The 24,888-nt window shown below is 61.0% G+C and carries 38 protein-coding genes; 31 read left to right on the top strand and 7 right to left on the bottom strand.

What is annotated here, in order from left to right:
• The first annotated feature begins 138 nt into the window (after positions 1 to 138).
• Together EB812_RS01625 and bioF are read left to right on the top strand one after the other, a co-directional pair.
• Positions 139 to 837: a 6-carboxyhexanoate--CoA ligase gene (locus EB812_RS01625; protein ID WP_165450862.1), complete on the top strand. Its 699-nt coding sequence runs from the start codon at positions 139 to 141 to the stop codon at positions 835 to 837.
• Positions 838 to 845: 8 nt separating this feature from the next.
• Positions 846 to 2,000, top strand: a complete 1,155-nt coding sequence (bioF, locus tag EB812_RS01620; protein WP_130957749.1) for an 8-amino-7-oxononanoate synthase — start codon at positions 846 to 848, stop codon at positions 1,998 to 2,000.
• 21 nt (positions 2,001 to 2,021) lie between these two features.
• Here bioF and EB812_RS01615 read toward each other — a convergent pair whose 3' ends face one another.
• Positions 2,022 to 3,383, bottom strand: a complete 1,362-nt coding sequence (locus tag EB812_RS01615; RefSeq protein ID WP_130957748.1) for a response regulator — start codon at positions 3,381 to 3,383, stop codon at positions 2,022 to 2,024.
• Between the two features lie 742 nt (positions 3,384 to 4,125).
• Between EB812_RS01615 and rpsJ the strand changes: the two genes are divergently transcribed.
• The 29 genes from rpsJ (at position 4,126) to rplQ (ending at position 18,685) form a co-directional block, all read left to right on the top strand.
• Positions 4,126 to 4,443, top strand: a complete 318-nt coding sequence (gene rpsJ, locus EB812_RS01610) for a 30S ribosomal protein S10 (protein ID WP_006008400.1) — start codon at positions 4,126 to 4,128, stop codon at positions 4,441 to 4,443.
• 12 nt (positions 4,444 to 4,455) lie between these two features.
• Positions 4,456 to 5,085: a 50S ribosomal protein L3 gene (rplC, locus tag EB812_RS01605; RefSeq protein ID WP_118230299.1), complete on the top strand. Its 630-nt coding sequence runs from the start codon at positions 4,456 to 4,458 to the stop codon at positions 5,083 to 5,085.
• Positions 5,086 to 5,096: 11 nt separating this feature from the next.
• The gene (rplD, locus tag EB812_RS01600; protein WP_118230300.1) at positions 5,097 to 5,729 is read left to right on the top strand and encodes a 50S ribosomal protein L4; all 633 of its coding nucleotides are present in this window, start codon (positions 5,097 to 5,099) and stop codon (positions 5,727 to 5,729) included.
• A 2-nt stretch (positions 5,730 to 5,731) separates the two neighbouring features.
• A complete protein-coding gene (gene rplW, locus EB812_RS01595) occupies positions 5,732 to 6,022 on the top strand; it encodes a 50S ribosomal protein L23 (RefSeq protein ID WP_092154074.1) in 291 nt (96 codons plus the stop codon).
• 2 nt (positions 6,023 to 6,024) lie between these two features.
• On the top strand, positions 6,025 to 6,873 hold the full coding sequence (gene rplB, locus EB812_RS01590) for a 50S ribosomal protein L2 (protein ID WP_118230301.1): 849 nt from the start codon (positions 6,025 to 6,027) through the stop codon (positions 6,871 to 6,873).
• 9 nt (positions 6,874 to 6,882) lie between these two features.
• Complete coding sequence (gene rpsS / locus EB812_RS01585) at positions 6,883 to 7,167, top strand: 30S ribosomal protein S19 (protein WP_092154070.1); 285 nt, start codon at positions 6,883 to 6,885, stop codon at positions 7,165 to 7,167.
• A gap of 9 nt (positions 7,168 to 7,176) precedes the next feature.
• Positions 7,177 to 7,515, top strand: a complete 339-nt coding sequence (gene rplV, locus EB812_RS01580) for a 50S ribosomal protein L22 (RefSeq protein ID WP_092154068.1) — start codon at positions 7,177 to 7,179, stop codon at positions 7,513 to 7,515.
• Positions 7,516 to 7,518: 3 nt separating this feature from the next.
• Positions 7,519 to 8,157, top strand: a complete 639-nt coding sequence (gene rpsC, locus EB812_RS01575; protein WP_118230302.1) for a 30S ribosomal protein S3 — start codon at positions 7,519 to 7,521, stop codon at positions 8,155 to 8,157.
• A 2-nt stretch (positions 8,158 to 8,159) separates the two neighbouring features.
• Positions 8,160 to 8,573 carry a 50S ribosomal protein L16 gene (rplP, locus tag EB812_RS01570; protein ID WP_118230303.1) on the top strand — a complete coding sequence of 138 codons (414 nt, stop codon included), beginning with the start codon at positions 8,160 to 8,162 and terminating at the stop codon, positions 8,571 to 8,573.
• Between the two features lies 1 nt (position 8,574).
• A complete protein-coding gene (gene rpmC / locus EB812_RS01565) occupies positions 8,575 to 8,802 on the top strand; it encodes a 50S ribosomal protein L29 (RefSeq protein ID WP_118230304.1) in 228 nt (75 codons plus the stop codon).
• Between the two features lies 1 nt (position 8,803).
• Positions 8,804 to 9,067, top strand: coding sequence for a 30S ribosomal protein S17 (rpsQ, locus tag EB812_RS01560; protein WP_118230305.1), 264 nt, complete (start codon positions 8,804 to 8,806; stop codon positions 9,065 to 9,067).
• A gap of 9 nt (positions 9,068 to 9,076) precedes the next feature.
• Positions 9,077 to 9,445 carry a 50S ribosomal protein L14 gene (gene rplN, locus EB812_RS01555; RefSeq protein WP_118230306.1) on the top strand — a complete coding sequence of 123 codons (369 nt, stop codon included), beginning with the start codon at positions 9,077 to 9,079 and terminating at the stop codon, positions 9,443 to 9,445.
• A gap of 9 nt (positions 9,446 to 9,454) precedes the next feature.
• Positions 9,455 to 9,787: a 50S ribosomal protein L24 gene (gene rplX, locus EB812_RS01550; protein ID WP_118230307.1), complete on the top strand. Its 333-nt coding sequence runs from the start codon at positions 9,455 to 9,457 to the stop codon at positions 9,785 to 9,787.
• A 9-nt stretch (positions 9,788 to 9,796) separates the two neighbouring features.
• Entirely contained in the window at positions 9,797 to 10,336 is a 540-nt protein-coding gene (gene rplE / locus EB812_RS01545) for a 50S ribosomal protein L5 (protein WP_130957747.1), read from the top strand.
• Between the two features lie 10 nt (positions 10,337 to 10,346).
• Positions 10,347 to 10,532 (top strand): type Z 30S ribosomal protein S14, encoded by a 186-nt coding sequence (locus tag EB812_RS01540; RefSeq protein ID WP_118230309.1) that lies wholly within the window; start codon positions 10,347 to 10,349, stop codon positions 10,530 to 10,532.
• A 110-nt stretch (positions 10,533 to 10,642) separates the two neighbouring features.
• Complete coding sequence (rpsH, locus tag EB812_RS01535) at positions 10,643 to 11,023, top strand: 30S ribosomal protein S8 (protein ID WP_118230310.1); 381 nt, start codon at positions 10,643 to 10,645, stop codon at positions 11,021 to 11,023.
• Positions 11,024 to 11,033: 10 nt separating this feature from the next.
• Positions 11,034 to 11,573, top strand: coding sequence for a 50S ribosomal protein L6 (rplF, locus tag EB812_RS01530; protein WP_118230311.1), 540 nt, complete (start codon positions 11,034 to 11,036; stop codon positions 11,571 to 11,573).
• A 10-nt stretch (positions 11,574 to 11,583) separates the two neighbouring features.
• Positions 11,584 to 11,943, top strand: a complete 360-nt coding sequence (gene rplR, locus EB812_RS01525) for a 50S ribosomal protein L18 (protein WP_118230312.1) — start codon at positions 11,584 to 11,586, stop codon at positions 11,941 to 11,943.
• Position 11,944: 1 nt separating this feature from the next.
• Positions 11,945 to 12,457 carry a 30S ribosomal protein S5 gene (gene rpsE / locus EB812_RS01520; protein ID WP_118230313.1) on the top strand — a complete coding sequence of 171 codons (513 nt, stop codon included), beginning with the start codon at positions 11,945 to 11,947 and terminating at the stop codon, positions 12,455 to 12,457.
• A 2-nt stretch (positions 12,458 to 12,459) separates the two neighbouring features.
• The gene (gene rpmD, locus EB812_RS01515; RefSeq protein WP_092154043.1) at positions 12,460 to 12,639 is read left to right on the top strand and encodes a 50S ribosomal protein L30; all 180 of its coding nucleotides are present in this window, start codon (positions 12,460 to 12,462) and stop codon (positions 12,637 to 12,639) included.
• A 19-nt stretch (positions 12,640 to 12,658) separates the two neighbouring features.
• Positions 12,659 to 13,120, top strand: a complete 462-nt coding sequence (gene rplO / locus EB812_RS01510; RefSeq protein WP_118230314.1) for a 50S ribosomal protein L15 — start codon at positions 12,659 to 12,661, stop codon at positions 13,118 to 13,120.
• A 138-nt stretch (positions 13,121 to 13,258) separates the two neighbouring features.
• Positions 13,259 to 14,572 carry a preprotein translocase subunit SecY gene (secY, locus tag EB812_RS01505; RefSeq protein WP_118230315.1) on the top strand — a complete coding sequence of 438 codons (1,314 nt, stop codon included), beginning with the start codon at positions 13,259 to 13,261 and terminating at the stop codon, positions 14,570 to 14,572.
• A gap of 17 nt (positions 14,573 to 14,589) precedes the next feature.
• Complete coding sequence (gene map / locus EB812_RS01500; protein WP_118230316.1) at positions 14,590 to 15,381, top strand: type I methionyl aminopeptidase; 792 nt, start codon at positions 14,590 to 14,592, stop codon at positions 15,379 to 15,381.
• A 146-nt stretch (positions 15,382 to 15,527) separates the two neighbouring features.
• Complete coding sequence (rpmJ, locus tag EB812_RS01495; RefSeq protein ID WP_005027799.1) at positions 15,528 to 15,641, top strand: 50S ribosomal protein L36; 114 nt, start codon at positions 15,528 to 15,530, stop codon at positions 15,639 to 15,641.
• A 15-nt stretch (positions 15,642 to 15,656) separates the two neighbouring features.
• Positions 15,657 to 16,025, top strand: a complete 369-nt coding sequence (gene rpsM, locus EB812_RS01490; RefSeq protein WP_118230317.1) for a 30S ribosomal protein S13 — start codon at positions 15,657 to 15,659, stop codon at positions 16,023 to 16,025.
• A 127-nt stretch (positions 16,026 to 16,152) separates the two neighbouring features.
• Positions 16,153 to 16,542 (top strand): 30S ribosomal protein S11, encoded by a 390-nt coding sequence (gene rpsK / locus EB812_RS01485; RefSeq protein WP_092154033.1) that lies wholly within the window; start codon positions 16,153 to 16,155, stop codon positions 16,540 to 16,542.
• Positions 16,543 to 16,587: 45 nt separating this feature from the next.
• Positions 16,588 to 17,214, top strand: a complete 627-nt coding sequence (gene rpsD, locus EB812_RS01480) for a 30S ribosomal protein S4 (protein ID WP_118230318.1) — start codon at positions 16,588 to 16,590, stop codon at positions 17,212 to 17,214.
• Positions 17,215 to 17,226: 12 nt separating this feature from the next.
• Entirely contained in the window at positions 17,227 to 18,270 is a 1,044-nt protein-coding gene (locus EB812_RS01475; RefSeq protein ID WP_130957746.1) for a DNA-directed RNA polymerase subunit alpha, read from the top strand.
• A complete protein-coding gene (rplQ, locus tag EB812_RS01470) occupies positions 18,260 to 18,685 on the top strand; it encodes a 50S ribosomal protein L17 (protein WP_118230320.1) in 426 nt (141 codons plus the stop codon). Before EB812_RS01475 ends, rplQ begins: the two co-directional genes overlap by 11 nt.
• 474 nt (positions 18,686 to 19,159) lie before the next feature.
• On the opposite strand, the gene EB812_RS01465 is transcribed toward rplQ, so the two are convergent.
• Genes EB812_RS01465 through EB812_RS01440 form a run of 6 tightly spaced genes read right to left on the bottom strand, consistent with a single transcriptional unit; the run spans position 19,160 to position 24,492 of the window.
• Positions 19,160 to 19,546 carry a 4Fe-4S binding protein gene (locus EB812_RS01465; RefSeq protein ID WP_118230321.1) on the bottom strand — a complete coding sequence of 129 codons (387 nt, stop codon included), beginning with the start codon at positions 19,544 to 19,546 and terminating at the stop codon, positions 19,160 to 19,162.
• A gap of 4 nt (positions 19,547 to 19,550) precedes the next feature.
• Complete coding sequence (locus tag EB812_RS01460) at positions 19,551 to 20,633, bottom strand: hydrogenase large subunit (protein WP_130957745.1); 1,083 nt, start codon at positions 20,631 to 20,633, stop codon at positions 19,551 to 19,553.
• Complete coding sequence (locus tag EB812_RS01455; RefSeq protein ID WP_118230323.1) at positions 20,630 to 21,106, bottom strand: NADH-quinone oxidoreductase subunit C; 477 nt, start codon at positions 21,104 to 21,106, stop codon at positions 20,630 to 20,632. Before EB812_RS01455 ends, EB812_RS01460 begins: the two co-directional genes overlap by 4 nt.
• Positions 21,107 to 21,124: 18 nt before the next feature.
• Positions 21,125 to 21,673, bottom strand: a complete 549-nt coding sequence (locus tag EB812_RS01450) for an NADH-quinone oxidoreductase subunit B family protein (RefSeq protein ID WP_118230324.1) — start codon at positions 21,671 to 21,673, stop codon at positions 21,125 to 21,127.
• Positions 21,674 to 21,685: 12 nt separating this feature from the next.
• A complete protein-coding gene (locus EB812_RS01445) occupies positions 21,686 to 22,537 on the bottom strand; it encodes an NADH-quinone oxidoreductase subunit H (RefSeq protein WP_118230325.1) in 852 nt (283 codons plus the stop codon).
• Entirely contained in the window at positions 22,537 to 24,492 is a 1,956-nt protein-coding gene (locus EB812_RS01440) for an NADH-quinone oxidoreductase subunit 5 family protein (RefSeq protein ID WP_118230326.1), read from the bottom strand. The genes EB812_RS01445 and EB812_RS01440 overlap by 1 nt, the downstream gene beginning before the upstream one ends.
• Positions 24,493 to 24,888 lie beyond the last annotated feature (396 nt).

Genomic DNA, 24,888 nt, shown 5'->3' with positions numbered 1-24,888 from the left:
CACGCGCACAGAAACGGGATGTGGCCTTGCCGCGAAACAACGTGGGGCGTGGGCGGGCGGGTTTTTATCCTGTTTCGCAAATGCAAGTGCACGGCGGCCCCTTGCGCCGCGCCGGCCGCACAAAGGTTGTACGCAGCAATGGCATTCAGCGTCAAAATGCGGGCCGAAAAAGGCTCGCGGCATATTTCGGGGGCGGAGCGCATTGTAGAGCGCCCGCAGGTGGAAGCGGCCCTGGCGGCCCTGGCCCGGCGGGCGATGGAACACCCCAACGGCGAGCCCGACGCCGTTACCCTGACGGTAAGGGCCATTACCGCCCCTGTTGTCAGTCTGCCGCCTTTGTCGGTTCTGGAACCCATGGTGCACAATGCGGCAGAGGCACGCGCCGTGTTGGCCGCGGAGCTGCGATGGCTGGGCCTGGAGCCGGAGCGCATCTTGCCCCTGCTTTATGACGTTCGGCCCATGCGTGGGGCCGTGCTGCTGCATGCGGACAGTCTGCGACGGCTGGAGCCGGATCAGGCGCGCGGCGTGCGCGCTACCTGCATGGACTACACCGGCAATGACGGCGGGGGTAAACGCCATCTGCAGGAAGCCCTGTGTCTGGCCACCAAGGTGGCGCACTGCCCCTGGATTATCGGCGAGTTGTGCATATCCGACGACCCGGACTACACCACCGGGTATTTTGCCGCGCGCGGGCGGGGCTATGTGCGCATTCCCCATATCAAGGAGCGCGGGAGCGGACTGGGCGGCCGCGTGTTCCTTTTTCGGGGTGGGGAAGCGGATGTGCCCCGCTGCATAGACTATCTTGAGCGTCAGCCGGTCATGGTGGACCTGCGCTGAGGCCGCCCATGGATTTTGCCGCCCGTCTGGCCGCCGTCAAGGCCGCACACCTGTACAGGACCCCCTATCTGATGGAATCGGCCCAGGGGCGCGAGGTGGTTATGGACGGCCGTCGCGTGCTGTTGTTTTGCTCCAACAGTTATCTCGGCCTCAATAACCGTCCCGAAATTCTCCGCGCGGCCATTCGGGCCGTGGATGCCTACGGCGTGGGCGCGGGAGGGTCACGCCTCGTTTCGGGCAACATGCGCCCCCATGTGCGGCTGGAGAACCTGCTGGCCCGCTTCAAGGGCAGCGAGGCCGCCCTGTTGTGCAACAGCGGCTATACGGCCAATGTGGGCGTCATCAGCGCTCTGTGCGGCGCAGAAAGCCATATCTTCAGCGACGCCCTCAACCACGCCAGCATCATTGACGGCTGCCGCCTGGCGCGGGCGCGCACAGTAGTTTACGCCCACAACGACCCCGCGGACCTGGAGGCGAAGATTGTGCGGGAACGTCCGCGCCAGGGGCTTATCGTCACCGATGCCGTGTTCAGCATGGACGGCGATGTGGCGCGCCTGCCGGAGCTGGCACGCATCAGCCGTCGCTACGGCCTGCCGCTTATGGTGGACGACGCGCACGCCACCGGCGTGCTGGGGGCCACGGGGCGCGGCAGTCTGGAGCATTTCGGCCTCAGCCATCAGGATGTGGCTATCGTCATGACCACGCTGAGCAAGGCTGTGCCCAGCGAAGGGGGCGTCATCTGCGGTTCGCGGGATATGTGCGACTTGGTGCGCAACACGGCCCGGCCCTTTATCTTCACCACCGCCCTTTCTCCGGCCACGGCGGCGGCCGCGCACGCGGGCGTGGCGTACATCATGGCGCACCCGGAGCTGGTGCGCCGCCTGCGGGAGAACACGGCCCGCCTTGCGCGCAACCTTACGGTTTTGGGCCTGCCGGCCTCCGACGCCACGCCCATTTTTCCCATTATCGTGGGCGATGAAGAGAAAGCCCGCCGCGCTGGCGAGGAACTGCTGCGCAGGGGCGTCTTCATCCCCTGCATTCGTTACCCCACTGTGGCCAGGGGCGCGGCCCGGCTGCGGCTTACCGTCATGGCCGGGCATACGGACGCGGACCTGGACTACGCCGCCGCCTGTATCGCAAAGGCGCTGCGTCTGGGCCGCTGAGGGCGCGGGGCGGCCTTTCCGCTACCCCGCGGCGCGGGCAAGCCCTTCCTGGGCGGAACGCAGGTCGGGGTTCTGTTCCAGGGCCTGCCGAAAAAAGGCGGCGGCGCGGGAGCGGTCGTCGTTCTGCAAAAAGACCGCGCCGCAGTTAAAGGCTATGGTGGCGCCGGTTTGGGGAAGCTGGGGGTTGTACTCCAGGGCCTTGAGCATGTGGGCTTTGGCCTGCGGAAAAGCGCGGCCTTCGGCCAGGGCCATGGCGAGGTTATAATAGAGGTTGGCGTCGTCCGGGGCCAGCTTGAGGGCGCGGCGGTATTCGGTGACGGCGTCCTGCCAGCGGCCCTGGCGGCGCAGGCTGAGGCCCAGCCGGTTGAAGAGGGCGATGTCGTCACGCGAAAGAAATTTTTCTTTTACTTCTAAACTAGTACGAATATATTTCTCAGCCTTTTCTGGATCTCGTTCTGTGTATATATCCGCAATGCGGCCGGAAAGAGCGCTGATCCCCTCTAACGCGTCGCGCTGCATCTGTACCATGGCTTTGCTGAAGTATTCTTCAGCCTCTTCCGTATTTCCAAGGTCAAGGTTAACGGATCCCAGGCTGACTTTGCGGTCAACGTTGAGGGGGGAGAGCTCGTCCAGGCGTTCCAGGCATTCCTTGAGGCGGGTTTTGTCGCCCGTAGCTTCGTAGAGCTCGGCCAGACGCTGCAGGGGGGCCAGGTAGAGCTCGGCGCTGCTGGCGGCGGTTTCGTAGGCGGTGCGGGCCTTGGTAAAGTCGCCCGTTTCTCGGTAGGTATCGCCCAAGAGCAGGTAGGCGGCGGCGCTGCCGGGTTTGAGCGCCAGGATTTTGGCGCAGGCGTCCTGGGCTGCGGCGTATTTTTTTTGCTGCAGCAGGCTGCGGGCCAGGTCAATGGCCTGCCCGATGCGGCTTTGCGGTTTGAGGGTGAAGGCCATTTTTTCGATAAGGGTGTTGGCCGACACGGGTTTGGCAATGACGTTGTCCGCGCCCAGCTCATGGAACAGTAAAAGGCGTTCGCGCGGCACCTCGGTAGTGAGGATGATGATTTTGATGTTGGGAAAGGTCTGGCGCAGTTTTTTGACCAGTAGGCTCTGATCCTGTCCGTTGAGGACGCGCTCCAGAAAAAGCAGGGGCGAGGAATGGTCGGGGGGCAGTTCGTTCAGGCAGCGGACCATCTGCGCGGGGTTGGGGAACTGGGTGATGGCCCCCGCCTCGGTAACGCCCAGTTCGCGGGAAAGGGTCAGGCGCAGCTGGGTGCAGAAGGCTTGGTCGTCACTTACGGTCAGGGCTTGGCCCTTTTCCTTAGTAAAGTAATTGATGACGGTATCTTGATAAACGGTCTGGCGGGCGCGTTGTGATGGATCAAAAGCCATGAGAGCCCCTTGGGATGGTGCGGTTGCGGCGCACGGGATGCGCGAAACTGTATGAATTTAATCAGGCTATCGGCTTTGAGGGGTTGGTGTCAATATCCTCGGCAGCGTGAAGACGATCACAACCCACAGGGCCGCGCCCAGGGCCGCCGGAAAAAGGTTGTGGCAAAATCGCGAAAAAAACTTGACGCCGCGGCAGAGGTAGGCTAATCCATTCGGTGCCGCTGCAGACTGTGGCGGCATTCCCTGGACGGCAGGGAAGGACGGGTTGAGCCCGTTCTGCTGTACCCTTGGCGGCGGAATACCGCGCGTTACGGGTTTTGACATGTGCAGGCGTTGCCAAATGCCGAACAATGTCGAGCCGTTCCAGCCCAAGGACGGACCCCACCGCAGCCTTATGGCGGCGTGTGACCCGGGGCTGTAAGGTTGGGGGAAAACCCCATTTGGTGACCCTGCGGGACCGCCGCGCCACTGCTTTTCTGCGGTGGCCTGGCCTGGGCGACGCCGGGGAGCATCACGCGGATGATGCACAAAGGGCGCGCTCGGGCGTCCACATCTTCCGAATATCCTGATCCGTTCAGGCGTGATGCGCGCAACAGCGCAGCCCCTTACGTTGCTCCGTTATCGTCCCTTGAGGGTGAGGCCGGCCTTCTGAGCCACGCTTCATGGCCCGTGTATGCTGTGAAGGAGCCCGCGTTGCCGCCCTGGGGCCGCGTGGGATGTTTTTGCAAACGGAGTAGGCACAATGACGACAGTTAGCAGCGATCGCATTCGGATCAAGCTCAAAGCCTACGATTACCGCATCCTGGACAAGGCCGTTGCGGAAATCGTGGATACGGCGCGCAATACCGGTGCCGGTGTGGCGGGACCCATCCCCCTGCCCACCAACATTCACAAGTACACCATCCAGCGCTCCGTGCACGTGGACAAAAAGTCGCGTGAGCAGTTTGAAATGCGTATCCACAAGCGGCTCATGGACATTCTGGAACCCACGCAGCAGACCGTCGACGCGCTGGGCAAGCTTTCTTTGCCCGCCGGTGTGGACGTGGAAATCAAGCTCTAGCGAGAGGCAGTCATGGCTGAGAAAATGGGAATTTTGGGTCGCAAACTCGGTATGACCCGCATATTTGACGGCGCCGGCGCCGCCGTGCCTGTCACGGTGATTGAGGCCGGTCCGTGCCCCGTCACCCAGGTTAAGTCTGTGGCGACGGACGGCTACAACGCCGTGCAGATCGCGCTGACCGCCGCCAAGGAAAAGCACGTCTCCAAGCCCTTGCGCGGCCATCTGGCCAAGGCGGGCAAGGGGCTCTTCCGCCATCTGCGCGAAATCCGCCTGGAAGGCGCGCCGGATCAGGAGCTGGGGCAGGAGCTCACCGTGGGCATGTTCGCCGCCGGCGACAAGGTCAAGGTTACGGGCACCAGCGTGGGCAAGGGCTATCAGGGGCGCATGCGCCGCTGGAACTTCGCCGGTTCTAAAGACACCCACGGCTGCGAAAAGGTGCACCGCAACAACGGCTCCGTCGGTAACAACACTTTTCCCGGTCACGTCTTCAAGGGCCGGAAAATGGCCGGCCATTGGGGCAATGAAACCGTGACGGAATTGGGCCTGACCATCGTTGACGTGCGTCCCGAAGACAACGTCATTCTGGTCAAAGGCTCTGTGCCCGGCCCCAAAAACGGGCTGGTGCTGATCCGCAAGCAGTAGGGGAAGCAGCGATGGCTACCGTGAAAGTTTACGATCAAAACAAACAGGAAAGCGGTGAAGTGACGCTGGCTTCCGACGTGTTTGAAGTGGAGGTCCGTCCGGAAATCCTCCACCTTGTGGTGCGTGCCCAGATGGCCGCCAAGCGCGCCGGCACCCACATGGTCAAAACCCGCGCCCTGGTTTCCGGCGGCGGCGTCAAGCCCTGGAAGCAGAAGGGCACGGGCCGCGCTCGCGCGGGCTCCAACCGTTCGCCCGTGTGGCGGGGCGGCGCCATTATTTTTGGCCCCAGCCCGCGCGACTACAGCTTCAAGGTCAACAGCAAGGTGCGTGCCCTGGCGCTCAGGATGGCCCTTTCGAGCCGTCTTGCCGAGGACAGCCTGATGGTGGTCAAAGAGATCGCCCTGCCCGAAGCCAAGACCAAGCATTTCGCCAAAGTGGCCGACGCCCTGGGCCTTTCCAAAGCCCTCATTGTGGCGCCCGGCGCGGACGAGGCCTTGTGCCGCTCGGTCCGCAACATCCCGGGCCTCACCCTGATTACGGCAGAAAGCCTCAGCGTGCTGGAGATCCTTCGGCACAAGCAGCTGGTGCTGCTGGAAGGCGCTGTGGAATCCGTGCAGGCGCGTTTTGCCAGGAAGGGGGCCTAATCATGGAAAGCACTTCTGTTCTGCTCAAGCCCCTGCTGACGGAAAAGACCACGCTGGTCAAGGACGAAGCGCGGCAGGTGGCCTTTCTGGTCCACACCGGGGCCAACAAGATGGAAATCAAGAAGGCCGTTGAGCAGGCCTTTGACGTAAAGGTGGAAGCGGTCAACGTGGTGCGCCACGCTCCCCGGAATCGGGAGCGGCAGGGCCGCGTGGTGGGCCGCAAGCCCGGCTTCAAGAAAGCGTATGTGACGCTGCGCCAGGGCGACAAAATCGAGTTCTTTGAGGGAGTGTAATCATGGCTGTCCGCAAGCTGAAACCGACCTCCGCGGGACGTCGTTTCCAGACGGTTTCCGATTTTGAGGAAATCACCCGGACCCGGCCCGAAAAGTCCCTCACCGAGGGCCTGACCAAAAAGGCCGGTCGCAATAATCTGGGGCGCGTTACCAGCCGCCGTCGCGGCGGTGGGGTCAAGCGGTTGTACCGCATTATCGACTTCAAGCGCGATAAAACCGGCGTTCCGGCCACAGTGGCCCATATTGAATATGACCCCAACCGCACGGCGCGCATCGCCCTTCTGCACTATGCAGACGGTGAAAAGCGCTACATCCTCGCGCCCGTGGGGTTAAAGCAGGGCGATACGGTCATGGCCGGCGTCAACGTCCGCAACGGCGAAACTGCCGACATCAAGCCCGGCAACGCTCTGCCCATGCAGCGTATCCCCGTGGGCACGGTGCTCCACAATGTGGAGCTCTATCCCGGCAAGGGCGGGCAGATCTGCCGCGCCGCCGGCGCTTACGCCCAGCTGGTGGCCAAGGAGGGCAAGTACGCCCTGCTGCGCCTGCCTTCCGGCGAAGTGCGCAAGGTGCTGGCCATGTGCGTGGCCACGGTGGGTCAGGTGGGCAACCTGCACCACGAAACCATCTCGCTGGGCAAGGCTGGCCGCAACCGCTGGCTGGGTCGTCGCCCCAAGGTGCGCGGCGTGGCCATGAACCCCATCGATCACCCCTTGGGCGGCGGCGAAGGCCGCAGCTCCGGCGGCCGGCACCCAGTGTCGCCGTGGGGCATGCCCGCCAAGGGCTACAAGACCCGTGACAGGAAGAAGCCTTCTTCCCGGCTGATCATCAAACGCCGCGGCCAGAAGTAGGAGTAGCTCATGCCGAGATCGCTGAAAAAAGGGCCGTTTGTGGACGGCCATCTGATGAAGAAGGTCGACAGCGCCGTGGCCAACAGTGACCGCCGCGTGCTCAAGACCTGGTCGCGCCGCTCGACCATCCTGCCCGAAATGGTGGGGCTGACCTTTGCGGTGCATAATGGCAAGAAGTTCGTGCCGGTGTTCGTCACCGAAAACATGGTGGGCCACAAACTGGGCGAGTTTTCGCCCACCCGCACCTTTCATGGGCACGCCGCCGACAAAAAGGCCAAGGCCGCCAAGAAGTAGGGTAGGGATATGGAATCCAAAGCAATTGCCAAGTTCCAGCGCGTCTCGCCGCGCAAGACCCGCCTGGTGGCCCGCAACGTGCAGGGCCTGGGCGTGGAAGAGGCCATGAACCTCCTCCGCTTTACGCCCAACAAGCCCGCCGGCGTGCTCTACGGCGTGGTCAAAAGCGCGCTCGCCAACGCCTCCCAGCTGGGCGGCGTGGATGTGGACGCCATGGTGGTGAAGGAAATCGTCGTCAACGAGGGCCCCTCCTGGAAGCGCTTCATGCCCCGTGCTCAGGGCCGGGCCACCAAGATCCGCAAGCGCACGAGCCACATCACCGTCATACTCGCAGAAGGGCAGGAATAGGCTATGGGTCAGAAAGTACATCCGTTCGGGTTCCGGCTTGGGTACAACAAAAACTGGCAGTCCCGCTGGTTCAGCAAGAAGGAATACCCTGCCTTTGTCTACGAGGACAGCAAAATCCGCGTGTTCGTCAAAAAGCTCCTTTATCATGCGGGGCTTTCCAAAATCGAAATCGAGCGCGCCGGCGGCAAGGTACGGCTCATCCTGTCCACGGCCCGTCCCGGCATCGTCATCGGGCGCAAGGGTGTGGAAATTGAAAAACTGCGCGCCGACCTGCGCCAGAAATTCGGCCGCGAATTTTCGCTGGAAGTGAATGAAATCCGTCGTCCCGAAGTGGACGCCCAGCTGGTGGCCGAAAACATCGCCCAGCAGCTGGAGCGCCGCGTGGCCTTCCGCCGCGCCATGAAGCGCACGGTTTCCATGGCCCGCAAGTTCGGCGGCGAAGGCATCAAGGTGACCTGCGCCGGACGACTGGCCGGCGCGGAAATCGCCCGCACCGAATGGTACCGCGACGGCCGCGTGCCCCTGCAGACCCTGCGCGCCGATATTGACTACGGCTTTGCCGAAGCGCGCACCACCTACGGCATCATTGGCGTCAAGGTGTGGATCTACAAGGGTGAAATCCTTGACAAAGAGGTTGAATAGTAATGCTTGCGCCCAAAAAAGTTAAATACCGCAAGTGGCAGAAAGGCCGCCTGCGCGGCCTGGCCACCCGCGGCGCCACCATTGCCTTCGGCGATATCGGCCTCAAGGCTGTGCAGCACGGGCACCTTTCCAGCCAGCAGATTGAGGCCGCGCGTATCGCCATGATGCGACACATCAAGCGCGGCGGCAAGGTCTGGATCCGCATCTTCCCCGACCGCCCCGTGACGGCCAAGCCTCTGGAAACCCGTCAGGGTTCCGGTAAGGGCGCACCCGTGGGCTGGTGCGCGCCGGTCAAACCCGGCCGCGTGCTCTATGAGATCCGCGGCGTGAGCCTGGACCTGGCTCGCGAGGCGCTGACCCGCGCCGCGCACAAGCTGCCTGTGAAGACCGTTATTGTGGTGAGGGAGGGCCTGTAAGATGGCTGCCAAAAAAAAGATCGACGCCGCAAGGCCCGACGTTGCCGCCCTGCGCGCCATGAGCGCTGAAGAACTGCGCGGCAAGCTGACCGAACAGCGTCAGGAGATGATGCACGCCCGTTTCAAGCACGCCATGGCGCAGCTCGAAAAGACTTCCGAGCTTAAGGCCATGCGCCGCCAGGTGGCGCGTATGGAGACCATTCTCAACGAAAAGGAACAGAGGGCGTAACATGCACACTCTGGAAGATCGCAAGGGCAGGACGCTGACCGGCGTAGTGGTAAGCGACAAAAACGACAAGACCATTGTCGTGCGCGTCGAAACCCTGGTCAAGCACCCCCTGCTCAAAAAGTATGTGAGGCGCCGCAAGAAGTTCACGGCTCATGATCCCATGAACGAATGCGGTATGGGCGACAAGGTGAAGATTGTGGAGTACCGTCCCCTGTCACGCAACAAGCGTTGGCATCTGGTCTCCGTCATTGAAAAAGCCGTGTAGGGTAGCGCCATGATTCAGGTTGAATCCACGCTTCAGGTCGCCGATAATTCCGGCGCCAAAAAGGTTGCCTGCATTAAGGTGCTGGGCGGTTCACACCGTCGCTATGCCTCTGTGGGCGATATCATCATGGTTTCCGTCAAGGAAGCCATGCCCCACAGTAAGGTGAAAAAGGGCGACGTGATGAAGGCCGTCATCGTGCGCACGGCCAAGGAAGTGCGCCGGGCCGACGGCAGCTACATCAAGTTTGACGGCAATGCGGCTGTGCTTTTGTCCAGCCAGGGCGAACCCGTGGGCACCCGTATTTTCGGCCCCGTGGCCCGTGAGCTGCGCGCCCAGAACTTTATGAAGATTATTTCGCTGGCCCCGGAAGTGCTGTAGGAGACCGTCATGAAAACGTATCGCATCCGCAAGGACGACAAGGTGATGGTAATCGCCGGCAAGGACGCGGGCAAGATCGGCAAGGTGCTCAAAATCCTGCGCAAGAAGGACAAGGTGCTGGTAGAGAAGGCCAATATGGTCAAGCGCCACATGCGCCCCAACCCCTATGCCCAACAGCCCGGCGGCATCGTGGAAAAAGAGATGCCCATCCATGTCTCCAATGTCATGGTGGTGTGCTCCGCCTGCGGCAAAGCCACGCGCGTGGGCTACAGGACCATCGAGTCCGAGGGCAAGGAAAAGAAAGTGCGCTTTTGCAAAAAGTGCAACGAAGTCATGGAATAAGGTGAAACGATGACACGCCTTGAAAAGATCTATAGAGAGAAGGTGGTTCCGGTACTGCAAAAGGAGTTCAGTTACTCCTCTGTCATGCAACTGCCCGGGATTGAAAAAGTCTCTCTGAACATCGGCATGGGCGCGGCCAGCCAGAACAACAAGCTCATGGAAGAGGCTGTGGCGGAGCTCACCGCCATTGCCGGCCAGAAAGCTGTGGTGACCCGTGCCAAAAAGTCCATCGCCGCCTTCAAACTGCGCGAAGGGATGCCCATCGGCGCGCGCGTGACCCTGCGCAAGGACCGCATGTGGGACTTTCTGGACAAGCTCATGAACTTCGCCCTGCCGCGTGTGCGCGACTTTCGCGGCATTCCTGACCGTGGCTTTGACGGGCGCGGCAACTTCACTCTGGGCATCAAAGAGCATACCATTTTCCCCGAGCTTGAGGTGGACCGCGTGGAAAACCCCAAGGGCATGAACATCACCATCGTCACCACGGCGGCCACGGACAAGGAGGGCAAATTCCTTCTGGACCAGCTTGGCATGCCGTTCCGTAAGTAGGAGTCAAGCCATGTCCCGTACTTCTCTGGAAGTAAAGGCCAAGCGCAAGCCCAAGTTCAGCGCCCGCGCCTACAACCGCTGCCCCATTTGCGGCCGGTCGCGTGCCTTTCTGCGCCAGTTCGGCGTTTGCCGTATCTGCTTCCGCAGCCTCGCCCTCAAGGGCGAGCTGCCGGGCGTGCGCAAGTCCAGCTGGTAGCACAGTTTTTCAGGGCCGCCCCAGGGCGGTCCGGGGCGTGCTCCGCACGCCCGCGGGAAGTGGCGGCATGGGGCCGTCAACCCCGCCCCCCAACCTCTCAGGAGCTTTCCATGTTGACAGACCCTATTGCGGACATGCTCACCCGCATCCGCAACGCGCATCTGGCCCTGCATAAAGATGTGCAAGTGCCGCGCTCAAAAATGAAGGAAGCGCTGGCCGCCATCCTCAAGCAGGAAGGCTATGTGGAAGACGTGGCTGTGGCCGATAAAAACATCACCATAGCCCTGCGCTACGAAAAGGGCCGGCCCGTCATCACCGGGCTCAAGCGCGTGAGCACGCCCGGTCGCCGGGTGTATGTGGGCGCGCACCAGATCCCCAGGGTGCAGAACGGCCTCGGCATCTGCATATTGTCCACGTCCAGCGGTGTGCTGGACGGTATGACCGCCCAAGAAAAGAAAGTGGGCGGCGAACTTTTGTGCGAAATCTGGTAGGCGGTGCACCATGTCGAGAATAGGTAGACTGCCCATTCCCGTTCCTAATGGCGTTGACGTCAAGATCGGAACGGATGTTGTGGAAGTGAAGGGCCCCAAGGGCACGTTGCGCACCCCTGTCTGCCCCCTGCTTAAGTATGAACTGGCCGACGGCCACCTGACCCTCACCCGTGTGGACGACGAGCGCCACACCCGCGCCCAGCATGGGCTGCGGCGTACGCTGCTGGCCAACTGCATTGAAGGCGTGACCAAGGGCTTTTCCAAGGGCCTGGAAGTCATTGGCGTGGGCTACCGCGTGGCGGTGAAGGGCAATTTGATTGAGCTTTCTGTGGGCTATTCCCACCCCGTGGTGGTGGATCTGCCCGATGGCATTACGGCGGCGGTGGCGGGCCAGGTGCTCACCCTCTCCGGCATTGACAAGGAGCTGGTGGGCGAAATGGCCGCCAAGATCCGCCGTATCCGCAAGCCCGAACCTTACAAGGGCAAGGGCATCAAGTATGTGACCGAGACCATCCGCCGTAAGGTGGGCAAGTCCGGCGGCAAGAAGTAGGGAGTGCGTCATGATTAACAGCAAGAACTCATCCCGGCAGCGCCGCAAGATTCGCATCCGCAAAAAGGTCAACGGCACGGCGGTACGGCCGCGTCTGGTGGTCTTCCGGTCCAACCTGCACATCTATGCCCAGATCGTGAACGACGTGGACGGGGCCACCCTGGCCTGCGCCTCCACCCTCACGCTGGCCAAGACGGAACCGGGCCTGCACTGCAACCTGAGCGGCGCCCAACGCGTGGGCAAGGAAATTGCCCGCCTGGCCAAGGAGAAGAATATCAGCCTGGTGGTATTCGATCGCAACGGGTATCTTTATCACGGTCGCGTCAAGGCCGTGGCCGACGGCGCCCGCGAAGGCGGCCTGGAGTTCTAGTATGCGTCAGGAAAATAGCGAAACCCAGCAGAACGAACTGGGCGAAATCGAGAAGATCGTTTCCCTCAACCGCGTGGCCAAGGTGGTCAAGGGCGGTCGCCGGTTCAGCTTCAGCGCCCTTGTGGTGGTGGGCGACGGCAAGGGCGGCGTGGGCTTTGGCCTGGGCAAAGCCCAGGAAGTGCCCGAAGCCTTGCGCAAAGCCACAGAACGCGCCCGCAAGAACCGTGTGCAGATTCCCCTGGTGGAGGGCACCTTGCCCTATGAGGTGCTGGGGCGTTTCGGCGCCGGGCGCGTCATGCTTAAGCCCGCCTCTGAAGGCACGGGCATCATCGCCGGCGGCGCCGTGCGCGCGGTGATGGAAGCCGTGGGCGTGCGCGACGTGCTGGCCAAGGCTATCGGTACCAACAATCCGCACAACGTGCTTCGCGCCACACTGCAGGGCCTGGGCGCCCTGCGCAGCGCGGCCGATGTCTCGGCCCTGCGCGGCAAGAAGCTGGAAGCTCCAAGGAAGTAGTCATGGCAGCAGAAATCAAGGTCAAACTGGTGCGCTCGCGCATCGGCGCTACGCCCGCGCAACGCAAGCTGCTGGATGCCCTGGGCCTCAAGCGCCGCGAAAAGGTCAGGACGTTCAAGGACACCCCGGCCATTCGGGGCATCATCGCCAAAGTTCCGCATATGGTGGCCGTTGTTGAGTAACGGCCGGAGGACATAGACCATGCAACTGCACAATCTTTTTCCCTTTCCGGAAGAGCGCAAGACCCGCCGTCGTGTGGGCCGCGGCGCCGGATCCGGTTTGGGCTGCACGGCGGGCAAGGGCCACAAGGGCCAGAACGCCCGTGCAGGCGGCGGCGTGCGCCCCGGTTTTGAGGGCGGCCAGATGCCCCTGCAGCGGCGTCTGCCCAAGCACGGTTTCAAGAACTATCTGTTCAAGGTGACCTACGCGGTGATCAATCTGGACAGTCTTATTGCCGCCTTTGGCGAGCAGACTTCCATCACCCTGGACGACATCTACGCCCGTGGCCTGGTCCGTATGGGCGCACCGGTCAAAGTGCTGTCGCGCGGCGACGTGTCGACGGCCCTCACGGTGGAGGCCCACAAGTTCAGCAAGGCCGCGGCGGACAAAATCCGTCAGGCCGGCGGCAGCGTCAACGAGCTTGAGGCTGTTCCGGCGGAATAGCCGGTTTCAGGCTGCGACACAGCCGGGGCGGCGTCCTTTGCGGCGAAGCCCCGGCCGTGTTGTGGTTCCGGGTTCGGTTTTTTGCCGGCGTGCCTACGTCGGCGCAGCACCACAAAGGGTTTTTACGGCAGGTGATACATGGCAGTAGGATCGGCAAACGTGACGGCAGGACAGGCTTCGCTGACCAAAAAGCTGGGCTGGACCTTCCTGATTCTGTGCTGCTACCGCATTGGCGTGCATGTGCCCGTGCCGGGGGTCAACGCCTCGGCTCTGGCGTCTTTTTTTGAAAGTATGTCCGGCACGCTGTTCAGTCTTTTTGACATGTTTTCCGGCGGCGGGCTCTCCAACGTTTCGGTCTTTGCCCTGGGCGTCATGCCCTACATTTCGGCCAGCATCATCATGCAGCTGTTGCAGGTGGTCAGCCCGGACGTCAAGCGTATGGCGCGCGAAGAAGGGCAGGCCGGTCGGCGCAAGATAACCCAGTACACCCGCTATATGACGGTGCTCATCACCTTGGTGCAGGGCCTGGGCATTGCCGTGGGCCTGGAAAATATGACCAGTCCTGCGGGCATGCCCGTGGTGCTGACGCCGGGCTGGCATTTTCGGCTGGTGACCATGATCACCTTTACGGCCGGCTCTGTGCTAGTCATGTGGCTGGGCGAACAGATCACCGAGCGGGGCATCGGCAACGGCATTTCGTTGATCATCTTCTGCGGCATCGTGGTGGGCATCCCGCGTGGCATCATTCAGTCTGTGGCCCTTATTGAAGCCGGGGACATGAGCCTTTTTATGGCCGTGGTCATTGTGGCCTTTATGGCGGCGGTGCTGGTGGCCATTGTCTTTGTGGAGCGGGCCCAGCGGCGCATCCCCATCAGCTATGCCAAGCGCCAGATCGGGCGTAAAATGTATGGCGGGCAGAACTCGCATTTGCCCCTGCGGCTGAATACGGCGGGCGTCATTCCTCCTATTTTTGCCTCTTCGCTGCTGTTGTTTCCGGCCACTATCGGGCAGTTTTCGACCAACCACTATGTGAAGCAGGCCGCGGAGTGGTTTTCGCCCCACGGTGTGGCTTACAACGTGCTTTATGTGGCGCTGATGTTCTTCTTCTGCTATTTTTACACGGCCATTATTTTTGACCCCAAGGATATGGCCGAAAATTTGAAGAAGAACGGCGGCTTCATCCCCGGCATCCGGCCCGGAGACAGAACACAGGAATATATTGATACGGTGCTTTCGCGGCTGACCCTTTCGGGGGGCATCTACATTTCCATTGTCTGCCTGCTGCCCATGTTGCTCATCAGCAACTTTAACGTGCCGTTTTACTTTGGCGGCACCAGCCTCCTCATCCTCGTGGGCGTGGCCATGGACTTCATGAATCAGGTGGAATCCCACATGATCTCCAGCCAGTACCAGGGCCTGATGGCCAAGGCGCGCAAGAGCGGCAGGCTCTAAGCGCGGGACGGTGAATCATGAAGAAGTATCACGGCGCATTCATCAAGAATGAGCGGGAAGTGGCCTGCCTGCGGGAAGCCAACCGCATGGTGGCCAACATTCTGGATGCCGTGGGCGCAATGGCGGTGCCGGGTGTGCCCACCATGCGTCTGGAAGAGCTGGCGCGCGACATGTGCGCCGACTATAAGGTCAAGCCCGCCTTTTTGGGCTACTGCGGCTATCCTTTTGCCCTGTGCTGCTCGGTAAACGAGCAGGTGGTGCATGGGTTTCCTTCTGACCGGGTTTTGCAGGAAGGGGATATCGTCAGCGCCGACATGGGCGTGGTGTTTGAAGGTTTTGTGGGCGACGCGGCGCGGACCTTTCCTGTGGGCACGGTGAGCGAAGACGTGCACAAACTGCTCAAGGTTACGGAGGAGAGCCTCTACGTGGGCATTGAACAGGCCAGGGCCGGCAACGACGTCTACAGTATCGGCGGGGCCGTGCAGGACTATGTGGAGGCCGCCGGCTTCAACGTGGTGCGCCGTTTTGTGGGGCACGGCGTGGGTTCGCGCATGCACGAAAAGCCCGAGGTGCCCAATTTTCGCCCCGGTATGAAGGGCCTGACCCTGCAGAACGGCATGGTCATCGCCATTGAGCCCATGGTGACCATGGGCACCTATGAAGTGGACATCCTGGACGACCAGTGGACGGCCGTGACCCGCGACGGCCAGTGGGCGGCCCATTTTGAACACAGTGTGGCCATCACTCCGGCCGGACCGCGCATCCTCAGCGTTTCGGACAAGGGGCTGAACCGGCACACCATTGTTTGATGGTTGACAGAATACCTAAAGCCGGATAAAGATTTCCGTTCCCGCTCCTTCTTCTTGGGGCGGCGGGTTGCCAGCGGCTGCGGCGGCCCGGGTTGTGCCGGCGGCTTTATCGGCCAACGCAATGGCTCGTATTTGGGAGATGTAAAATGAAAGTAAGACCTTCCGTCAAGAAAATATGCCCCAAGTGTAAGGTTATCCGGCGCAAGGGAGTGCTTCGAGTTATCTGCGAAAACCCCCGGCACAAGCAGCGCCAGGGCTAGGGCAGGAGACGTACAGTGGCGAGAATAGCAGGTGTTGATTTGCCGCGCGGCAAACGGGTGGACATTGCGCTCACCTATATCTATGGCATTGGCCGCACCACGGCCCTGAAAATTCTGGACACCACCGGCGTCAACTGGGAGCGGAACATTGACGACCTCTCCGCCGACGAGGTGAACGAAATTCGTAAAGAGCTGGAGCAGCACTACAAGGTGGAGGGCGACCTCCGCCGTGACATCTCCGGCAATATCAAGCGCCTTATGGACATCGGCTGCTACCGCGGCCTGCGTCATCGGCGCGGCCTGCCCTCCCGTGGGCAGCGTACCCACACCAACGCGCGCACCCGCAAGGGGCCGCGCCGTGGGGCCGTGGGCAAAAAGAAGTAAGTTTGGCGGTTGCGTCGGACGCAGTTTGTAAAGCGGACGCAGCGTAGAAGGCTGCCGTGAGGACGAACGGAATTTCCGCCGCCGCGCGGAGCATAATCTGAAAAGCTCCAGTCAGAGGGATTGCAGTATGGCCAGACCCAAGAAAGCGGTCAAAAAGAAGGAAAAGAAGAACGTGCCTGTGGGCATTGCCCACATTCAGGCCTCGTTCAACAATACCATCATCACGTTTACGGACACGCGCGGCAACGCCGTTTCGTGGGCCTCTTCGGGCCAGAGCGGCTTTAAGGGCTCGCGCAAATCTACGCCTTTTGCCGCCCAGGTGGCGGCCGAAACGGCGGCTCGCAAGGCGCAGGACAACGGCATGCGCACCGTGGGCATTTATGTGAAGGGGCCCGGMTCCGGTCGTGAGGCCGCCATGCGCGCCATTTCGTCCGTGGGCTTCAAGGTGGCCTTTATCCGTGACGTTACGCCCATTCCGCACAATGGCTGCCGGCCGCCCAAGCGCCGCCGCGTCTAGTCCGCCTTGGCGCGGACAGCGTAAAACCGCAAGAGGATCAGATTCATGGCCAAATATACCGAAGCCAAGTGCCGCATGTGCCGCCGCGAGGGCTGCAAGCTCTTTTTGAAGGGCGATCGTTGCTTTACCGACAAATGCGCCTATGACCGCCGCCCCTACGCCCCCGGCCAGCACGGCCGTGCGCGTAAGAAGGTGAGCGAATACGCGGTGCAGCTGCGGGAGAAGCAAAAGACCCGCCGCGCGTACGGCATGCTGGAACGTCAGTTCCACCTGTATTTTGAAAAAGCCGAAATGCAGAAGGGCGTTACCGGCACCAACCTGCTGGTTATGCTGGAGCGCCGTCTGGACAACGTGATTTACCGTCTGGGTTTTGCCAACTCGCGCAACCAGGCCCGTCAGCTGGTGCGTCACGGCATTTTCACGCTCAACGGCCGTAAGGTGAATATCCCTTCCCTGCAGGTGCGGGTGGGCGATACCATTGAGATTCCTGAAAAGAACCGTAAAATTCCCGTTCTGGCCGAAGCTCAGGAGGCCATTGCCCGCCGCGGCTGCCCGCCCTGGCTGGAAGCGGACGGCGCCGCCTTTAAGGGCTCGGTCAAGGCCTTGCCGCAGCGCGACGAAATTCAGTTCCCCGTCAACGAGCAGCTGATCGTCGAACTTTACTCGAAATAACCGGGGGTTCGCATGCTTATAAAACAGGGCGAACGCCTTATCAACGCGCGCAACTGGTCCGAGCTGGTCAAGCCGGAACAGATCGCGCGTGAAGAAGAAACCGCCAGCCCCACCCACGGCAAGTTCATCTGTGAACCGCTGGAGCGGGGCTACGGCACCACCATCGGCAACGCTTTGCGGCGAGTGCTGCTCTCCTCTCTGCAGGGGGCGGCCTTTGTGTCCGTCAAGATTGCCGGCGTGCAGCACGAGTTCACCACGATCCATGGGGTGTTGGAGGACGTCACCGACGTCATTCTGAACATCAAGCAGGTTCGCCTGCGCCTGGATACGGAGGAACCCCAGCGCCTGACTCTGCGGGCTTCTTCTCGCGGGCCGGTGCTGGCCGGGCAGATTGAGACCAATCAGCATGTGAGCGTGCTCAACCCCGACCTGCACATTGCCACTCTTACCGAGGACGTGGACCTGGAGATGGAGTTTGAGGTCCGCATGGGCAAGGGCTATGTGCCCGCCGACATGCATGAGGGCCTGGACGACGAGATCGGGCTGATCCGCCTGGACTCCAGCTTTTCTCCGGTGCGCAAGGTGGCCTATACGGTGGAGCAGGCCCGCGTGGGCCAGATGACCAACTACGACCGCCTGTTGTTGGAAGTATGGAMCGACGGCTCCCTCACGCCCGAAGACGCCATTGCCTACAGCGCCAAGATCATTAAAGACCAGATTTCCGTGTTCATCAATTTTGATGAGCGGGTTTCCGGCGACATGCGCGACGGCAACGGCGACAGCGGTGAGCTCAATGAGCACTTGTTCAAAAGCATTGATGACCTGGAGCTTTCCGTGCGGGCGACCAACTGCCTGCGCAGCGCCAACATTGCCCTGGTGGGCGAACTGGTGCAGCGGACCGAGGCCGAAATGCTCAAGACCAAGAATTTCGGCCGCAAATCGCTGGACGAAATCAAGAGCGTGCTGCTGGATATGGGCCTCGACTTTGGCTTGAAGGTCGACAACTTCGACAAGAAATATCAGGACTGGAAAAGGAAGCAGCAAAATGAGGCATAGCAATTCCGGAAGGAAACTTTCGCGCACGCCTGCGCACCGCAAGGCCCTGTTGCACAATCTCGCCAAGGCGCTGCTGCTCCACGGCAAAATCCGCACCACGGAAATGAAGGCCAAGGAACTGCGCCGGGTGGTGGAGCCCCTGATTACCCTTGCTAAACGCAACGACCTGCACTCTCGTAGGCTGGCGTATCGGGCCCTTAACGATCATGCCCTGGTCAAGCGTCTGTTTGACGACATTGGGCCCCTGTTTGCCGGCGTGCCCGGCGGCTACACCCGTGTGATCAAACTGGCCATGCCGCGTAAGGGCGACAACGCCCCCATGGCCGTCATTGAGCTGACGCGCAGCCAGCAGGCCGCTCCCGTTAAGGAAGCTGCCCCCGCCAAGGAAGCCACGGCGCCCGAAGGCGACAAGTAACAACAAACCGCTACAGCAGCGGCCCTCAACGGCCGTAGCGCCGTCCAGATACAAAGCGCCCCCTGTGTTTGCAGGGGGCGCTTTGCGCTTGTGCAACGCCTTTTCAGCACCGGCAGGCCGCCATAGCGGCAAACTGTCTGCCTGGGCAAGCGGACTGGCTATCTTGCTGTCTTGCCCCTGCATTTTCCGCTATGATTGGGTTGCGGAATAAAGGTATGGTGGCAAATTTACGTTGAAACTGCTTTGGCAGCTGCATAAGAGACGCCCGGCATGCAGGTCAAGTGCAAGGATTGGCGTGGTTACGCGCCGGAACGGGCGTGCCGTTGCGAGAATACAGATCCTCAACAGCAAGCTGTTCTGAAGGATAGGGGACCCTCTTTTTCTGCCGTCCACAGGGCGTCCCGGATGGACGCTTGTCAGGCCGCGGCCTGGGAAAATAGACGGCAGAGCAAAAGAGGGCCCCCGCAAGGCCTTTTACTGTTTTTCTTCCGCCTTGGCGGCTGCCGGAGCGGGTTTGGTTTTCTTTGTCCTGGGGGTGCCGGAACGGTGGACCACAAATTTGCTCACCGAAGGCTTGCGGTGGATGGGTTCCTGCAGCAAACACTTGGTAGGGCATTTTTCCACGCAGGCGGAGCAGTAGACGCAGAGGAAGGGATCGTAGTTCCACTTGCCGCCCTTGGCATCCACCACAATGGCCCCGGTGGGGCAGACTCTGGCGCAGGTGCTGCAGAAGATGCAGTGCTCCACGTCGTTGGTGATGACGCCGCGGTAGCTGGCGAAGGGCTCGCGCTCCTCCAGGGGATAGAGCCTGGTGGCCGGCTTGGCGGACAGATTGCGCAACACGTTGGGAAGCATATACATGGCGCTACCTCTCAGTGCAGGAAATGCACGGGTCGATGCTCAGCACGATCACCGGCACGTCGGGCAGTTTGCAGCCCGGCAGCATGTGCAGCAGGGCGGGGATGTTGGCAAAAGTGGGCGTGCGCACGCGCATGCGTTCCAGGTTTTTGGTGCCGTTGGCGCGGATGTAGTAGAACAGCTCACCGCGGGGCTGCTCCACACGGAAGACGGATTCGCCCTCCGGGTTGCCGGGCACCTTGACGGTGAGTTCGCTTTCGGGCAGCCGGTTCAGGGCTTCGCGGACGAGCTCAATGGCGTGCAGCACTTCATAAAAACGCACCTTGGCGCGGGCGTAGCAGTCGCCGTCCGGCTCCACCACGGGGATGAAGTTGAGATCCTTGTAGGCGGCATAGCCGTGCATGCGCTCATCAATTTCCCAGCCGCTGCCGCGCAGGGTGGGGCCGGCTGCGCCCAGCAGGCGGGCGTCCTCTTTGCTCAGATAGCCGATGCCGCGGGTGCGCTCCTGCACGGTATAGTCGTCCAGCATGGTGCGGGTCAGCTCGCGCATGCCGTTTTCCAGTTCGTCCAGGCGGCCCAGCATCCAGCGGATCTGGTCCGGGGTGAGGTCGCGGCGCACGCCGCCCACCACATTGACGGAGAGGATGACGCGGTTGCCGGCCGTGGCTTCACAGATGTCCATGACGTGTTCACGAATGCGCCAGAACTGCTGGAAGACGCTTTCAAAGCCAAAAGCATCGGCAAACAGGCCAAGCCAGAGCAGGTGCGAGTGCATGCGGTGCAGTTCTGACCAGACCACGCGCAGAAACTGGGCGCGTGGCGGGGCCGTGATGCCCATGAGGTCTTCAATGGCATTGCAATAGCAGTTGGCGTGGATGCAGGAGCAGATGCCGCAGATGCGCTCCACCACAAAGACCATCTGGTTGTAGTCCTTGACGCGGACCAGGCTTTCCAGCCCACGGTGCACAAAGCCGAGTTGGGGCACGGCCCCCACCACGGTTTCGTCCTCCACCACAAACTTGATGTGCAGCGGTTCGGGCAGCACAGGGTGCTGCGGCCCGAAGGGGATGACGGTGGTGCGGTTGCTCATGCCTGCTCTCCTTTGGGGGCCGCGTCCGCGGCGCCGGCCTTGGCCGCCGGGGCGCGCCGCACGGTGGTCATGGTGAAGTAAGGGGCGTGGCTGACTTCGCCTTCCAGGTACATGCCGCCCTGGTAGTCCAGGGGCAGGCCCGCAAAACGCACGCCGAACTGGTCCTGGGTTTCGTTTTCAATAAGCACGGCGCAGAAGTAGACGGGCGTGATGCTGGGAATGGGGGCATCCTTGTTTACGTCCATGCGCAAATGGACCATGCCCTTGGCGTCCTGCGGTTCCCACACGCACATATCGGCGTTGTTGCGCAGGTCGGTCATGGTCAGGTTTTCATCAAAGTGGTAAAACAGTCGCAGGGTGTTTTCGTCCACCACGGTCTGCGACATGGTCACAAAACGGTATTTTTTGTTGGCCAGCTGCTGCACTTCGCCCAGCAGCGTTTCCGGCGTAACTTCCTTGGCTTCAAAAAGCATGGCGCAATCCTTCGGGTCCTAGCCCGCGTTTTGCAGTGGCTGGTCGTCGGTTTTTGGGGCGGCCGCTTCCGTGGGCGGGGTATTGTCCTCATCGCCGGGCATGCGGGTGGGTTCCGGTTCCGGGCCCAGGCCCATCTTGGCCTGCAGCACGCCCAGGGCCTGCACCACGCCGTCGATGATAGCCTCGGGTTTGGGCGGGCAGCCGGGCACAAAGACATCCACAGGGATGATGGTGTGCGCGCCGTTGAGTACATTATAGGTGTCTTTGAACACGCCGCCCGAAAGGTTGCACGCGCCGATGGAAACCACGGCCTTGGGTTCGGGCATCTGTTCATAGATCTGCTGGAGCACATGGCGGTTGCGGTGGTTCACCGTGCCGGTGACCAGCAGCACGTCCGCGTGCTTGGGGTTGCCCGTGTTGACCACGCCAAAGCGCTCCACATCGTAGAGGGGCGTGAGACAGGCCAGCACCTCAATGTCACAGCCGTTGCAGGAACCGCAGTCAAAGTGCACGATCCACGGAGACTTGAGCCGGCTCCGCTTGATCATTTTATCGACAAATCCCATTTTCCCGCCTCCTTACGCAACGTACAGCCACAAAAGGTTTACCAGGGCCAGCCCCATGCCGAGCAGCAGGGACTTTTTCTGCACCATCCACTGCCAGGTAAGCCGGGCCGTGATGTTGTCGATGACGATTTCCGTAAACAGCGAAGCGGCCACCAGAATGGCCATACCCACCACGCTGGTGTGCCAGAACATGGCGCACAGGCCCAGGATAAGCACCAGGTCCAGCCAGTGGGCCACTTCAATAATGGCCAGGAAAGGACCGGAATATTCGGTCTGCACGCCGCGGACCAGTTCCTGATGGCCGTGGTGGCTGGCCGCGATGTCAAAGGGCGATTTGCGTAGCTTGATGGTCAGGGCGTAGCCCAGGGCCAGGAAAAGCAGGGGCATTTTGAGCAGCAGGGGTTCCTTCAAGCTGAACACGTCCGCCAGAGAGAAGGAGCCCGTGCACATGGCAAAACCCACAAAGACCAGAATAAGGATGGGCTCGTAGGCCAGCATGAGCAGCAGTTCACGTTGGGCGCCCACGTTGCTGTAGGGGGAGGGCACGCAGATGGCGCCTACCACCTGAAACACCGCGCCCACCGAAAGTACAAAGAAAAGCAGCAGCAAGTCGCCGCCCATGAAGAAGATGAACAGGGCCAGAGCCGAAGAAATGAGCGTGATGTAGGCGCAGAAGACCAGCCAGGCGTTAGTTACTTTGGCTTCTTTGCCCGCCAGTTTGAGGATGTCGTAGAAAGGCTGCAACAGGGGCGGCCCCACGCGCGACTGCATGCGCGCCGTGAGGCGTCTGTCCACACCGTTAAGCAGTCCGCCCGCCAGGGGCGACAAGAGCAGGCCGCCGAGAGCGCCGAGGATAGAGAGCATCAGAGCAGACCTCCTATGAGAACGATCAGGAATGCCGTGGAAATGATGTCTATGCCTCTGGTGATGGTGCCTTCGCCAAAGTACTGGGCCAGGTAGAAGTTGGCCACACGGGCTGGTTCAAAGACGTTCATGGGGCCTTTGAAGCCCACCTGGCCATCCTTTACCTGGGTCAGACCGGAGAAGTAGGGTTCGGCATGGGCCTTGCCCGGCACCTTGCGGGCCGCGCGCCAGGCCAGCCAGACGCCCACGGCCAGCAGGATGAAAAGAATGTACATCCAGCCGAAGCCCCCCGCGCCTGTAAGGGACGCGCCGGGGATGAAGCCTTCGCTGTGCAGGTTGAAGCGGGCGTAAACGCCGACCACGGAGGGCTCCACAAAGGTCTTGAGCACCAGCGGCGCAATGAAGGAAAAGATCAGCGCCAGACCGCAGAGCGACCGCAGGGCAAACATGATGGACGGGCGGGTGTCGCCGTGCCGCGGATGCTCGTGCAAGTTGGACGAAGACACGATGACGCCGGCCCAGCGCGCCCAGAACAGCACGGTGAAGGCCGAGCCCAGGGCCACGAAAAAGACGATGGGCGTCATGGCCTGGGTGGCGCGGGCGATAGCTTCAATGGCCATCCACTTGCCGATGAGCATGCCAAAGGGCGGCAGCATCATGGTGAAGATGCCGATGACCGTGATGACGGCCGTGCGCGGCATTTTGCCGTACAGGCCGCGCATGTCTTCAATATCGCGAGAGCCGATGCGCTGTTCGATGGTGCCCACGCACATGAAGAGCAGGCCCTTGGAAACGGAGTGGTAGATGATGATGGTGGTGGCCGCCATCATGGAGGCTGCCGTATTAATGCCCACGCAGGCGATGATCAGGCCCAGGTTGGCGATGGTGGAGTAGGCCAGAATTTTTTTGGCGTTGCTCTGGCTTACGGCCAGGATGCAGGTGGCCACAAAGGTGAAAGCGCCGAACAGGGCCACGATGGTGGACATGGTGGTGTCGGCAAAGGCCGGGGCCATGCGCAGCAGTAAATAGGTGCCGGCCTTGACCATAGTGGCCGAGTGCAGCAGGGCGGAAACGGGCGTGGGTGCCACCATGGCCCCGCACAGCCAGCTTTCAAAAGGCACCTGGGCGGATTTGGTAAAGGCCGCCACGCAGAAGAAGGCAAAAGGCAGCAGCATGGCCGTGCTCTTCACATCCATGCCGGTCATCTTCTGCAGCACCAGTTCGGTGGAAAGGGTGCCCAGACTTTTCTGGATAAACAGCATGGCCGAAACAAAGGCCAGGCCGCCCAGCACGTTCATCCACAGGGCGCGGTAGGCGTTGGCCTTGGCTTCTTCGGTCTGGTCGTGCCCGATGAGCAGGAAGGAGCACAACGTGGTCACTTCCCAGAAGAAAAACATCCAGGAAAGATTGTTGCACAGCACCAGGCCGTTCATGGCCCCCAGGAAGCAGAAAATAATGGCAAAAAAGCGCGGCTTGCGGGAAACGCGCAAATGCAGGTGCTCTTCGTGCACATCCATGTAGCCCAGACCATAAATGGTGATAAGCCCGCCCACCACGGAAATAATGATAACCATGATGAGAGAAAGCCCATCGGGGGCAAAGGCTACTGCGGGGGCGTCCCCTTCGGCCAGCACAAATTTGAGGTAGAGCAGGCCGACCAGCTGCAATACGGTCATGCCCATGACCAGTCTGCTGCCCAGCTTCCAGCCGATGCCCAGAATGTAGAGCAGCAGCAGGAGGTCCAGGACGCTGAAAAGCGTGTCCAGCGGCATGCCAAGGAAGGTTTCGGCTTCCAGCCGGAAGGCCCCGTTGGCCCCCAGGAAGACCGCAGAAAGCGCCATGACCGCCACGGCGGTGGGCACCAACAGTTTGCGACACCCGTCGCTTTGTGTGAAATAAAGCGCAATGGCCACAATAAAGGGCAGCACAACGCAACAAAAAACAAGTAAGCTCATGATAGTTGCCCCATTACCCTAGTAGTTGTGAAAACATTCACCAAATCCAGACCTTCTCACAACCTGCAACAAAGACCTCCTTCAAAAAAATTGGTGCATATGAGTAATAATTCCAGTATCGCAACTGTTGTATTACGTCAATGGGCAAGAAAAAATTCACAGATTGATTGCTTGATGAATATCGTTGTAGTTTACTTGTAATAAATTTACAAAAAACGTGTTACTGGAACAGTTAGCGAATGAAATGAGCTAACGGCTCTGCAAGGATTTTCTTGAAAATCCTTGCCACGAAATGCGAGAAGGCAGGCTTTTGCCTGCCGTAAGCGAGCATTTCAAGTGTTAAATGCTCTAGAGCAGTTTACGAATGAAATGAGTTAATTGCTCTGCAAGGATTTT

Source organism: Desulfovibrio legallii (genome assembly GCF_004309735.1).
Taxonomy (GTDB): Bacteria; Desulfobacterota; Desulfovibrionia; order Desulfovibrionales; family Desulfovibrionaceae; genus Desulfovibrio; species Desulfovibrio legallii.
This window is presented reverse-complemented; position numbering and strand designations above follow the sequence as displayed.